The 12,916-nt window shown below is 71.9% G+C and carries 8 protein-coding genes; 4 read left to right on the top strand and 4 right to left on the bottom strand.

Going from position 1 to position 12,916, the window contains the following annotated elements; translation table 11 throughout:
- The first annotated feature begins 138 nt into the window (after positions 1 to 138).
- The 4 genes from AWX74_RS27100 to AWX74_RS27085 all read left to right on the top strand — a co-directional run bounded on the left by AWX74_RS27100 (position 139) and on the right by AWX74_RS27085 (position 2,927).
- Positions 139 to 879: a Crp/Fnr family transcriptional regulator gene (locus AWX74_RS27100; protein WP_091282781.1), complete on the top strand. Its 741-nt coding sequence runs from the start codon at positions 139 to 141 to the stop codon at positions 877 to 879.
- A 158-nt stretch (positions 880 to 1,037) separates the two neighbouring features.
- Positions 1,038 to 1,607: a hypothetical protein gene (locus tag AWX74_RS27095; RefSeq protein ID WP_054564384.1), complete on the top strand. Its 570-nt coding sequence runs from the start codon at positions 1,038 to 1,040 to the stop codon at positions 1,605 to 1,607.
- A gap of 98 nt (positions 1,608 to 1,705) precedes the next feature.
- A complete protein-coding gene (locus AWX74_RS27090; RefSeq protein WP_076823670.1) occupies positions 1,706 to 2,536 on the top strand; it encodes a HipA family kinase in 831 nt (276 codons plus the stop codon).
- Positions 2,529 to 2,927, top strand: a complete 399-nt coding sequence (locus AWX74_RS27085; protein ID WP_193209728.1) for a DUF3037 domain-containing protein — start codon at positions 2,529 to 2,531, stop codon at positions 2,925 to 2,927. Before AWX74_RS27090 ends, AWX74_RS27085 begins: the two co-directional genes overlap by 8 nt.
- Before the next feature lie 68 nt (positions 2,928 to 2,995).
- Here the strand turns inward: AWX74_RS27085 and AWX74_RS27080 are convergent, their stop codons facing one another.
- From AWX74_RS27080 to AWX74_RS27065, 4 genes are all read right to left on the bottom strand, one after another.
- Positions 2,996 to 4,453: a glycoside hydrolase family 26 protein gene (locus AWX74_RS27080; RefSeq protein ID WP_091282779.1), complete on the bottom strand. Its 1,458-nt coding sequence runs from the start codon at positions 4,451 to 4,453 to the stop codon at positions 2,996 to 2,998.
- A gap of 410 nt (positions 4,454 to 4,863) precedes the next feature.
- Complete coding sequence (locus tag AWX74_RS27075) at positions 4,864 to 9,885, bottom strand: alpha-(1->3)-arabinofuranosyltransferase domain-containing protein (protein WP_091282777.1); 5,022 nt, start codon at positions 9,883 to 9,885, stop codon at positions 4,864 to 4,866.
- Entirely contained in the window at positions 9,882 to 11,144 is a 1,263-nt protein-coding gene (locus AWX74_RS27070; protein WP_091282775.1) for a glycosyltransferase family 4 protein, read from the bottom strand. The genes AWX74_RS27075 and AWX74_RS27070 overlap by 4 nt, the downstream gene beginning before the upstream one ends.
- Positions 11,141 to 12,859: a lipopolysaccharide biosynthesis protein gene (locus AWX74_RS27065; protein ID WP_091282773.1), complete on the bottom strand. Its 1,719-nt coding sequence runs from the start codon at positions 12,857 to 12,859 to the stop codon at positions 11,141 to 11,143. Before AWX74_RS27065 ends, AWX74_RS27070 begins: the two co-directional genes overlap by 4 nt.
- Positions 12,860 to 12,916 lie beyond the last annotated feature (57 nt).

Below are 12,916 nucleotides of genomic sequence, written 5' to 3'. Positions count from 1 at the left end.
GGGCCGGATTCGGGCCGGCGCGGGTGTGATCGTGGCTTGCTGCACCCAAACCTTCACCCCCAGGCGCCGACGTGGTGATATCAACCGTTACGGTAGGCGGCTGCCTGGAGTGCGATCGGTGAGGTGAAGGAGCGGGTGATGGTTCCGGTGGTGGGCCCGGCTGGGCCGGACCGCCAGCGTCCGCGTCGTATGGACTGGCCGGCGAACAGCCTGCTCGGCATGTTGGCCGAGCCGACCCGTGCGGAGTTCGTCGCGCTCGGCAGTTACCGGGAGTTCGCCAGCGACGAGGTCCTGCTGCGGGAGGGTGACGCCACCAGCTTCGTCGTCCTCCTGCTCAGCGGCTGGGTCAAGGTCACCGCGACCACCGAGAACGGTGGCTTCGCGCTGCTGGCCATCCGGCACGGCGGTGACCTCGTCGGTGAGCAGGCCGGGCTGGATGGGGAGCCCCGTTCCGCGACGGTCACCGCGGCCGGAGCCGTTCTCGCGAAGGTCGTGTCGTTGGAGGCCTTCCTGGCCTTTCTGCGGGCGCACCCGGATGCGAACAGGCCCGTGCTGCAGTCGGTGAGCGCCAAGCTGCGCAACTCGACCCGGCGGCGGGTCGAGTTCAGCGGGTGCACGGTCGCGATGCGGCTGGCCCGGGTCGTCTGCGAGCTGGAGCGTTCCTACGGCGCCGGCGCGCCGGACGGCACGGGTCGTCGGGTGCAGATCGCGCTCACCCAGCCGGAGCTCGCCGCGCTGGTCGGAGCCGCGGAGCCCACCGTGCACAAGGTGCTGCGCGAGCTGCGCCAGCAGGGCATCGTGGACACCCGTTACCGGGCGATCGTGATCCGTGACGTGGACGCGCTCTACCAGGCGGCCGGAATCACCCGGGACCCGTGAACCCGCGGCCGCTACGGGAAGTGGGGCCACTGCGTTGTCCGGTCGACATTGTGGGCGCAAACCCGTCACATGAGGATGTGTTCGGCATGCCACCGGTGATTCGGTGTTCCGTAGATGAACGGTAAATTCCGCTGGAACGTCGCCATCGGAGGCTGAGCGTGAACGAAGTGGTTCCCGGCATCCGGCGCCTGTGCATTGCCGTCGCCGCGGACAGGTCGCTGGGAGGGATTCTCGACGAGGCCTGCCTTGCCGCCGATGTCCAGTGCGCACACTGGTTTGCCCGGCCCGAGGGCGACGAGTTCGCGGTTTTTCCGCCCGGAATCGACGAGGTGCGGGTCGTCGGCGATCTCGTCCGTGGTCTGCGGCTCACGGTCGGCCGGATGAATGCGGGTGCCGCGGCACGAACACGGCTTCGGGTGGCGCTGCACCAGGGAATCACCCGATGTGACGAACGAGGGTTCGGCGGGCGCGCGGTCGAGAAGGCCTGCGGCCTGCGTGACGCCGACATCGTCGAGCGCGAGCTCGCGGAACATCCGCACGCTGATTTCGCGCTCATCATCTCCGCCGAGCTGTTCGACGACGTGGTCGGCGACGACGGCGCGGAAGGCCTCGACCTCACCGCCTTCCGGCAGGTGGTCGTGCCCGGTTCGGGTTTCCTCGCGTGGGTGTCGATGTCCGCGGCCCTTCCGCTCCCGCTCACATTTCCGGCGGTCGCCGGCCCGAGGTAACGCCCCCCGCCCCAGCCCCGCCGGGCCCGGGCCCGTGTCCGCGTTCGTGTCCGTGCCCCGCTCCATCCGGTCCGGTGGCCGGCGGGCATGCTGGGGATGTGCTCCGTCATGTTCGCGCCGTTCGCTACGCCACACCGCTGCGGGAGGGAGGCAGCCTTCCCGGGCTGATGGAGGGCGACGATCTCGGCACCTGGGTGGTCAAGTTCACCGGAGCGGGCCAGGGCCCGAAGTCGCTGGTGGCGGAGGTCGTCGTCGGTGAGCTCGCCCGCCGCCTCGGCTTCGCGGTGCCAGAGCTCGTGGTCATCGACGTCGATCCGGATCTGGGCCGCACCGAGCCGGACCAGGAGGTCCAGGAGCTGCTCCGAGCGAGCCCCGGCAGCAACCTCGGCATGGACTACCTGCCCGGGTCGATCACCTACGACCCGCTCGCGTTCGCCGTCGAGCCGTCGCTCGCCGCCCGCGTGATCTGGCTCGACGCGTTCACCCTGAACGTCGACAGGTCGTGGCGGAACCCGAACCTGCTGGTGTGGGGCGGGCGCCTGTGGCTGATCGATCACGGGGCCGCGCTGTATCCGCACCACGACTGGGCCGGCATCGAGGCGGCGGTGGACCGCGCCGCGCCCGGCTTCACCGACCACGTCCTGCTTCCGGTGCTCGGCGCGGACGCGCCGGAACTGCTCTCGGCCGCGGATGCCCAGCTCGCGCCCGCGGTCACCGCCGGCCTGCTCGCCGATGCCGTCGGCCTGGTGCCGGGAGAGTGGACGGACGCCCCGGGCTCGGCCTACGTCGACTGGCTGCTCGCTCGGGTCTCCGGGCGCCGCCCCTGGCTCGCGGAGCTGCTGGTCCCGGCCCCGTCGACCGTCCCGGACCGCTCGGCGGGCACCCGCGGTGGACGTCCCGACTGGCTGCGCGGAGGCCTGGGTGCCTGACCTTTTCGAGTACGCGATGGTCCGGGTGATGCCCCGGGTCGACCGGGGCGAGTGCGTCAACGTAGGGGTGCTGCTGTGGTGCCAGGCGGCGAACTATCTCGGGTCGCGGTGCCTGGTCGATCGGGCCCGCCTGGTCTGCCTCGACCCGTTCGTGGATCTCGACGCGGTGGCCGCGCATCTCACGGCGCTGCGGAAGGTCTGTGCGGGCGGCCCGGACGCCGGCCCGGCCGCGCGGCTTTCCGGCGGGGAGCGGTTCAGGTGGTTGACCGCTCCCCGCAGCACGGTGGTGCAGACCTCACCGGTCCACACCGGCTTCACCGACGACCCCCCGGCGGAGCTGGACCGGCTGGTCGAGCTGCTGGTGGCTCCGCCGGGTCCGATCGTCCGTTGACGCAAGGCGACGTCGCTCGCGGGTCCCCCACGTTCCCGCGAGCGACGCGCCGCTCCGAGGGCCTCCCGCTAGGGGCTGCTCCACAGATCGGTGTAGAGCAGTGCGGCGGCGTTGTTGATGAACAGGCAGTGATCATCAGTGGGGCGATACAGGTTCGAGCCGACGTTCGGCGGCTCGCAGGTGCTGTAGTAGTTCTCGTAGTACAGGCCCTGCCCGGCACGCTGCTCCATCCAGTCACGCATGAACCGGATGTAGTTGGGGTTGTCCCCGGCGCCGTTCTCGTCGCGCCCGCTCACCACTCCCCACTCCCCGATGCCGAAGAGCTTGTTGTGGGCGCGGGCGAAGTTGTAGAGCCAGGTGACTCCACCGATGGCGTTGGCCTGGTTGTTGAACTCCGCCTGGGTCCGTGACGGCGGGTAGTGGTCGTAGGCGTCGATTCCGATGATGTCCACCCAGTTGTCACCGGGGTAGAGGTCGAGCGGGTTGTGGCTGGATGGGTTCTGCGAGTAGTGCGCGTTGATGGTCCAGTCGAGCAGCGGATCCGGATCGGACGTCGCGTTGATCGAGTCGGCGATGTGCCGCCAGCAGCCGATGTAGGCCGACGGGTTGCTTCCGGACCACTGGTACCAGTCGCCGTTCGCCTCCCAGGCGATCCGGATGATCGAGTTCTGCCTGCCGGTGGTGTTGAGGGTCTGTCCGAAGGTGCGCCAGTAGCCGTCATAGGCGCCCGCGGCACAGGCCGTGAGTGTGCTCCCCGAGTTCTCGGGGAAGGGAGGTACCGAGATGACGAGACGGCCCGGCCAGTTGGCGAAGTTGGCCTGGGTCCAGGACGGCTGGACGATGTTCTGCCAGTTGTTCCGGCTGACGAACACATGGGCGAGGTCGCAGGGGCTTCCCCTGCGGTCGCAGAAGGCGTCGACGTTCGCCGCGTTCTGGACGGGATCGCCGTTCGCCCCGGAGAACCACGGCTGACCGGACCGGTTGCCGGGGTTCCCGCCGCTTTGTTCGACGAAGACCTGTGCCCGGTCGAACGTGATCTGAATTCCGCCCGATGCCGGTTCGCGCCAGCCGACGTTCACCAGTACCGCGGTGTGGATGCCGGGATTGAGGAGGGCGGACTGGTAGATGCGGGCCACCGACGGGGTGGCGGAGTAGGTGTTGACTGCGGTCGGCGTCCCGCCGTCGACGCTGATGGTCGCGATGCCTCCGTTGGGCGCGAGCACACCGTAGATGTCGACCTGGGTGCCGGAGAAACGGAGCACCGCGCCGCTGGAGGCGTCGGCCGTACGGGCGTAACGCCCGTTGGGTGTGCTCGGCGAGCAGCCCACGCAGGCCGTCCAGTCGCCGAAATAGCTGATCTGGGAGACCCCGGAGCCGACGGAGTTGTCCTCGATGACGACGCTGGGCACCGGCACCGCCTGCGCGCCGAGGTCGGCGATGGTCGTGCCCGCGACCAGGACCGGCACGAGGACCGCGAGGCGCAGCAGCGCAGTGCGCCGCCTCGACCGCCGCCGCCGACCCGCCATGGCGTGCGCGCCGTGTTGGCCGCCGGCACCGTGTTGACTGCCGGCACCGTGTCGACCGCCGGCGTGGATGTTTTCACTCGCGAAGCTGTGCTCCCCCCCGCTGTGCCTGCCCACGCTCTGCTTGCCCGCGCCGTGTGGCCTGGCCGGCCGGATCCGCCAGGTCGCGGATCGTCGATGCCGACCGTGCCGACCGTGCGTCGGGCTGATTTCGCCGGAGTCGGTTGCCTCCTGCGGCGAAATCCCCCGATCCGAAGTGGTTTCTTGTGGCACCCCCGCGCCTCATCCCTTCGTCAGGACCCGTGGTCGGTCGCACTCGTCGACCAGGAGCCGCTCGTAGCAGATGACGCAGCGATGCTATACGGAGGGTAACCGGAAGTTACTCTCTGCAACCTTTGAGTCGGAGATTCGGCCTACCGTGCCGGACTTGCGTCCGCGGGGGCGGACGTCGCCGGTCGCTGGCGGCGTCGGGCCGCGAGGGTGATGACCGTCTCGGCGGCCAGCAACAGGACGGCAAGCCAGGAGATCGCGGCGACCTTGTGGAACGCGGCCACCCAGGACCCGTTCGACGGGAGGTCGAACCGGCCCTGTGCCTGCAGCACGTAGAGCGCGCTGACCGCCAGGCACACCACGGGCGCCAGACGCAGCACGATCCGGGCTCGGGGCACCCGTGCCGCGGCGGCGGTGCACAGCGCGACGATCAGACCGACCAGCGGACTGACCAGCACCACGCTCACCGCGCCGAGAGCCAGCGCCAGAATCACGGTCGACCGCCCGGAGACGACCGGTGCCGCGCCCCGCCACGGTTCGGCGGTCGGCAGCTCGGCCAGGCTGGCGGCGCCCGGACCGGGCCGACCCGAGCCGGGCAGGTTCGCCGCGCCCGGTACCGCGGGCAGGCCCAGGTCGCGCCAGGTCCGCCCGCGGCGGCGCCGGTAGGTGCTGGCGATCAGCACCGCGAGGCTCAGCACCCCGGTGACGACCGAAAGCTTCAGCGCCAGGCCGACCACGTGCTGCGGCGCCCAGTCGATGACGACACTGAAGCTGCCGCTCGTCGGGTCGACCCGCCAGCCGTTGGCGTAGGCGTCCACCAGCCGGGGCTTGCCGAGGTCCTGGCCGTCGGCCTTCGCCGTCCAGCCGGGGGACTGGCTCTCGCCCAGCACCAGCCAGAACGGCTTGCCCGGCGTCGCCCCGGTGACGTCCACCCGGAACGACGTGTCGCTGGTCGCCTTGACCTTCAGCGTGGGCAGAGACGCGGCCCCGCCGCTGCCCGTACCGCTGGTCGCAGTGGTCGCGGTCGCGGGCGCCGAGGTTCCGCCGGTGGTGATCGCGGCGGCGTCCGTGCTGTCGCCGGTGGCGTCGAGCCATGCGCCACCGCCGGCCTCGGAGGCGAGCAGCAGCCGGTCGATGTCGATGCCGGTCACGGAACCGTTCGCGGTGCGTATCACGTGGTCGCCGGCGCTGAGGGTCACCGGCGTCCCGCAGGCGCGCAGCGAGAGGCCGTCGCGGCCGCTGGCGTCCTTTATGGTGCCGGTGACCTGGACCCCGATCGGTGCGCCGTCGATGGTCAGCAGATCGGTGCGACACGGCGCGGGAATGTCCTGCGCGGCGGCGGCGACGAATCCGGTGCCGGCCGAGCCGGCCGGGCCGGCGGTGCTCGCCGGGACCGCGTTGATCGTGTCGCCCGTGGCGGCGGCGGTGGCCCCCGTGGAGCCGGCGGCGCCGGGTGCCGTGGTGGCCGCCTCGTTGCGGCCGGTCCCGCCGGCGGTGCCGTCAATCCCGGGGACGGACAGCTCCGCGATACCCACCGGCAGGTTGGTGATCGCGCCGCTGATCGTGTCCGTGCTGGTGACCGTGCGGACGTCGTCGACGACGATCCGGATGGTGTTCCCGGTGACAGCCGGGAAGCTCAGGCTCACGGTCTGGGTGGCGTCCCGGGTCTGGGAGGTCACCTTGGTGTCGTTGATCGGCGGGACGGTGACGGCGCCGACCCGGCGCCCGTCGACCACGATGCCGATCTTCGTCGGCACCGAGTGCCGCCCGTCGGCCACGACCGTCAGGTTCATCGTGGAGAACGTGACCGGCGTCGGTGCGGCGATCTGCAGCCAGGTCCCGACCTGGTCGCCGAGGCCCGGGCTCCACGCCGTGGTGGCGTTCCCGTCGAACGCGCTCGACGCACGCGCGTCGAGGTCACCCGGCAGCCGGCCGGACGAGGACACCGTCGGCGCCGCCGCGGCGCGGCCCAGCGTCGCGTCGATGAGCTGGTCCGGCGCGTAGGCGGAGATCCGGGCCGTGCCGGTGAGCGCGAACGTGCGCGCCGTGGGCAGGTTGAACGTGCGCTTGATCGTCGACTCGGGGTCCATGCGGAACGGTTCCGCCGGGTTGGCGCGGTCACGCGACATCTGCAGGCTCAGCCGGTGCTCCAGCGAGTCCGCGCCGGCGGCGTCGAGGGTGTCGGTGGGCAGGCGCAGCACCTCGTCCGCGGTGAGCGGCTTGCCGTCCGGGCCCGGGATCTCCACCTCGGCCAGGCCCACCCCGGACAGACCGTCGTAGGTGCGCTGCTCGCCGTAGTTCGTGGCGTCGACGTGCACCCGCAGGGTGGTGAAGGTCCGGGACGGGAAGTCGATGACCTGGCCCAGCTCGGTGCGGGAGGAGTCCCGCAGGTCGACGGTGACGGGGGAGCCGCCGTCGAAGGTCAGCGTGACGCGGGTGATCCACCGGTTGCGTGGGCCGTTGATCGGCTGCACGAGCCGGATGTGGTCGGCGGTCGTCGCCTTCGTGAGCTGTACCTGCCAGGCGGCGCCGGTCGGGTCGGTGAACGCCCCCACCCGCCAGGCGGACTTCATGTCGCCGTCGATCGCCTGGGTCGGCCGGTCGGCGACACCGTAGGAGAACGTGTTGCCGTAGTCGGTGGCCCGCACGTTCGCGACCTGCGCCGCGGAGCCGGGCGGGGACGTCTGCATGATCGTCTCGGACGCGTGCCCGGCGTCGGGGAAGAGCACCAGCCGGTTGTCGTTCGGATCCTTGGTCAGTGGCGTGACGCCTGGCTGCTCGACATACCCGAAGTTCTCGCGGACGCCCGTCCACCGCTCGGCCCGCAGCCGGTTGGTGTCGCTGACGAGCAGCTCCGCGCCGTCGTTGAGGGCCTGGCGCATCTTGTCGGGGTCGGAGACGAGGTCGCCCGCGTAGAGCACGGTGCGCCCGCTGTCGAGCACGGCGTCGAGCTGGCCGGTGGCGGCCGCGTCGACGAGGGCCTCACCGTTTCCGCTGACCAGCAGCGGTGCCTCGGTGCTCTCGGCCCGCACGATCGAATGTGGGTCGTCGACGGCGAAGTCGGCCAGCGCCGGCGGGTCGATGACGTCCGCGTCGGTGCCCAGCGTGATCTCGTCGGTGTAGGGGATGCCGGGGTCCTCGAGGGTGGGTGGCCCGAAGGCGCGCGGCTCGCTCAGCCCGTCCGGCCGGTTGTTGGCCACCAGGTCCCAGGTCGCGCGGGGGCGCGGGGTCCGGAACCGCTCGTAGGCGAGGTTGCTGCGCAGGACGACGTCGCCGGCGCTCATCAGCCGGGCGATGTCCGGGATCGACTCGGAGTCGAGCACGCCTTCCTGCATCCGCCGGTCCAGCGCGCGCACCAGGTCCACGGTGCCGGCGTCGCCGTAGGGGATGAGCTCGCGGACCACCGACGGCCGGTCCATCAGCCCGTAGGTGACCGGGTCGAGCGTGGTGCCCCACCGGTAGTGGGCGAAGTCGGCTCCGGGCAGCTCCAGCACCCGGGTCTGCTGGCCGGTCGTGTCCGCGGCGACGGCATCGAGGGCGCTGGCGAGCTGCTGCTCGTAGGCCGGGATGTCTTCCGGGCGGTCCAGCAGCGGCTCGATGAACTGCCCGCGGAACAGTGGCGACATGTTCAGCACGAGCATCAGCGCCGCCCCGCCGAACGCCAGGGTCGGCACCAGCGCGGGCCGTCGGCGCGCGGAGGCCGTGCCTGCCGTGGCCGCGCCTGCCGCGGCTGCCGCGGCTGCGGCCTCGGCTCGCCGTGCGCGGCTGGCCGCGAATCTCTGGTCGAGGACGGCCAGGCCGCCGGCGAGCAGCACCGACAGCCCCAGCACCACCATGGGAACCGCGCGGGGCAGCGAACGCAGCGCCAACCCGGCGGTGGAGCCCTCGGCGAAGTCGCGGAACAGCCGGCCCAGCGGCGACGGGTCGTCGTACGGGTACACGCCGACCGAGATCGTCGCGCCGAGCGTGATCAGGGCGACGAAGTAGGCGCGATGGCCCCAGCGCACGCAGGCGGCGGCGGCCAGCGCCAGGATGGGCACCGCGAAGCTGATCGCGATGATCACCAGGTTGCCGGTGTACTCGGTCGCCGGGCTGATCCAGGGCCCGAGGGCGTCCTCGCCGTAGAAGAACCAGTTGCCGAGGCCCCGCAGCACCTCGGACGCCTGCGAGCTGCTCGCGACGGTCTTCACCGTCTCGGTGAACGCGAGCACGTTCAGGCCGTAGCCGGCCTGCGTGTACAGACCGGCCATCCACCACGCGGACGTGACGATGATCAGCGCCACCGCCCGCGTGCACAGGCCGAGCGCGGTCGCGAACCGGATCTCGCGGGTGCCCCACACCGCGAACGGCACCCACAGCAGCGGCGCGAACAGGATGAAGATCAGGCTGGACGCGTTGATGCTGCCGATCAGGGTCACCATCAGCGCGAACGCCGCCGGCCACCGCCAGCCGGAGCGCAGGCGGGCCCACCGGGCGCGGCCCGTGGCGGCAGCGGCAGCGGCAGCGGAGCCACCGGAGGCATCGGTGACGCCCGCTCGGGCGAGCTCGTCCACGCCGGCCTCGCGCAGGCCGCGCACGGTGATGCCGATCAGCCAGCCCAGGCCCGCGTACGGCAGCAGGATCGCCGAGATCCGTGCCTCGTACTCCAGGGTGTAGGGCGTGAGCATGTAGCCCAGCGCGGCGATGAACGCGTACCGGTCGGGCCAGCGGAACGACCGCATCAGGAACAGCACGCCCGCGCCCGCGCCGAACAGGATCGAGCCGGTCCACAGCCGCTGGGCCACCCAGTCGGGCAGCCCGACGAGCTGGAGGAGCCAGTAGAACAGGCCCTGCGGGAACAGGTAGCCGATGTTCTGGTGGGTGACCGTGCCCATGCCGACGTCGGGATCCCACATCGACACCGCGCGGGAGAGCATCCGGCCCGGGTCGAGGTAGAGGTAGGCCTTCGTGTCCGCGCCGATCCGCCCGGGCGCCGTTGCCAGCAGCGGGATGTAGGCCAGGGCCGCCAGCACCAGCGTGGGCCACGAGGGGATCACACGTTGGAAGCGGTGGGGGATGCGCGGTCGGCGGGTCGAGCCTGGGCCGTCGGGGCCCAGCGTGGCATCCGGCCCCGGCTCCGGCCCGTCGGGCGTCGCGGAGCCGGATGCCTGAGCGGTCAACGTCACTGGGGCGTGCCCGGGTGGCTGCTCGGGGCGGGGCGGCGCAGCAGCTTGCGACGAGCGGCCTCGTTCACCAGGGCGAGGTAGGTCGCGCGGGCGGTCTGCTCCCAGGTGAACGTCGCCGCGTGAGCCAGGGCGCCGGTGGACAGCCGGGTCCGCAGCTCGGTGTCGGTCAGCACGCTCGCGAGCGTCTTGCCCAGGTCGTGCGGATCCTCCACGAGCAGACCGGACGCGCCGTCCACGACCGCATCGGTGTGGCCGGCGATCCTGGTCGCGACGGCGGGTGTCCCGCAGGCGGCGGCCTCGGTGATCGTCATGCCCCAACCTTCTCTGGCGGAGGCGGAGGTCAGCACCCAGGCGCGCCGATAGAGGTCGAGAAGCTCCGCGTCGTCCACCCTGCCGACCAGCCGCAGCCAGCGGCCGGCGCCGGCGGCCGCGACGCGTGCCTCCAACGCCGGGCGCTCGTACCCCTCGCCGACGATCACGGCCTCCATCGCCGGATGCTCGTCATGCGCACGGATGAGCGCGTCGATCAGCACGTCGAACCGCTTGACCGGGACCAGCCGGCCGACCGCCAGCACCAGCGGATGCGGCGAACGCTCCCCGGCCGGGCTGAAGGACGGGTCGATGCCCGGCGGGATCACCGAGATGTTGCCGGCCGGCAGGCCGAGCAGCTCGATGATCTCGTCGCGGGACGACTGGGACAGCGTGAGGATGCGGGTCCGCCGGTACATCGGCGGCGCCATCTTGAACTCGATGGTCTCGCCGACCTGGGCCAGCTTGGGGGAGAGCACCATCCGCCACATCTCGGCGTGCACATGGTGCAGGAACACCACCCGCGGGCAGCGTGCCCAGAGCGGGGAGAAGAACGGCATGCCGTTCCAGATCTCGACCAGCCCGTCCCAGGGGCCGCCCCGCCCGAACGCGCCGGACATCGCCGTGCGCGGGAAGACGGAATAGCGCCCGGCCTTGCGCACGACCTGGTACCCGTGCCGCCGTGCGGTCTCCGGATGGCCGGGGGCGAGCGCGGTGCGCAGGCTGACGTCGACACCGGCCGCGGCCCACCGCTCGGCCACCTTGTCGGCATGCAGCTCCGAACCGCCTGACTCGGGGTCGTCGAGATCACGCCAGGCCAACATGTGGATGCGGCGCAGGCCCGACAGCTCGACCAGCTCGGCCAGGGTCGGGGTGGGGGCGGACAGCGCCGTCAGGTCGATTCCGGAGAGCGCGGCCAGCGCGGCTTCCTCCTGCGGGAACGCGCTCATGCGCGGGCCGTCCGGCGCGCGGCGGCGAGGACCATCAGCCCGGTCACGACCGCGAGAACCGCCTGGCAGCCGAGATTCGCGCGCGCGGTCGACACGGGGGAGCCCTGGGCCCAGACCATCAGGGACACGGCGGCACCGGTCGCGATGGCGAGCACGGCGAGCACGGCTCGTTCGCCGAGTGCGAGCAGGTAGTGGGAGAACAACACGGTCGCTCCGAGACAGGTCATTGCTCCGGCGAGTGGAAGGAGGGCACCGGAGGCATTGGTGAAACGCGGCCCGAAAGCCAGAGACAGCAGTGTGTCGGGTGCGATGGCGGCCACTGTGAGCAGCCCCACGGCAGGCACGGCGAGTATCGCCAGGGTTGCGCCGAGCTGATGCAGTGCGTGCTGCCCCAGGTGATTACGGTCCGCGGCTTCAGGCAGGAGGAAGCCGGCGAGAACGATGGCTCCCAGCACGAGTACCTTCGCCGCGACCGACACAGCCGCGTAGGGGCCGGACTCGTCCGGAGAGAGCCTGCCCTGCAGCAGAACATCGATGTTCTGCAGGATGGCCAGGAACGCCAGTGTCACCAGGGCCGAACCGACCTCGACGGCGAGGCGCCGAGGCTCCGCGGTGGCCGCCGGGCCGGCGACGGGCAACGGCAGCGTCGTCGCCGCGGTGTCCGTGCCTGCCGGGGGGCCTGCCGGGGTCGCCGGAGGCGGCTGCCAGCCTACCGGCTCCAGGTTGCCGAGCGCGGACGGATGCCGCCGCAGGCACCACCGGGTGTGCACCAGCGCGGCGAGCACGCCGAGCAGGACGGCGATCGCCGCGCCGGCCTCGTCCAGACTGGCGAGCACGAGCGCGATCGTGGAGCCGCTCTTCACCGCGGCGTCGACGAGCAGGTTCGCGGACAACGCGGGGTACAGCCGCCCGCACTGCATCAGCCCGCGGTCGACACACAGCAGGCACCAGGCGGCACCGGCGATGATGATCTCCGCGACGCCGCCGGCGCCGGGCAGCGAGAGCTCGTCGGCGATGAAGCCGCGGGCCAGGATCGCGACCACGGCGACAGAGAGGACCACGATGACGCCGACCCGTCGAACCCGGCTGATCCACGCGTCGATCAGGTTGGCCTGGCCGGTGTGCTGCCAGTTGGTGATCCGCCGGACGACGCCGACGAGCAGGGCGCTGCCGGGCATGGAGACGACGAAGAAGATCGCGAAGAGCTGGGCGACGGCACCGTAGGACCGGGTGCTCATCGCCCGCGCGATCACCAGGGTCACCCCCAGGTTCGCCGCGTTCGCGACCAGGCCGGCGAGCGCGAGCGGGATGGCGCCGCGCATCGCGGCCCGGATGCGGTCGCTCTGGCCGCGCAGGCGCGCGGGCGCCAGGCCGGCGAGCCCGGGAAACGCCGCCAGGCTCGGATGCGTCCGCCGTGCCGCGCCCGCCCCGCCCGCGTCACGCGGGTCCGGCAGGCCGGGTGCCTGGCCCGAGGCCGGCGTGCCGGCCGTGATGCCGGCCGCGCCTGTGGTGCTGGACGCACCCGTGCCGCCGTCGTACGCGGTGCCTCTGGGCGCGGTGCCTGCGGGTGATGCCGTGCCCGCGGGCGAGGAGGAGGTCGGCGCCCGGCCCGCCGCCGGGTCGGACGCGCGGAACGACATGGGTGCCCGTCGGCCCGAACGGTGTCGTCCGCGGGACTGAGGGGGGAGGGAACCGGCGGCCGGACCAGTGTTCATCGGCTGTCCCCCGGAGTCACGCACGCGCGTACCCTCCCCGTCACAGGGCGTGACATG

This window comes from Parafrankia irregularis, from assembly GCF_001536285.1.
Lineage (GTDB): Bacteria > Actinomycetota > Actinomycetes > Frankiales > Frankiaceae > Parafrankia > Parafrankia irregularis.
The sequence above is the reverse complement of the archived record's forward strand: the minus strand, read 5'-3'. Positions and strand labels throughout refer to the sequence as shown.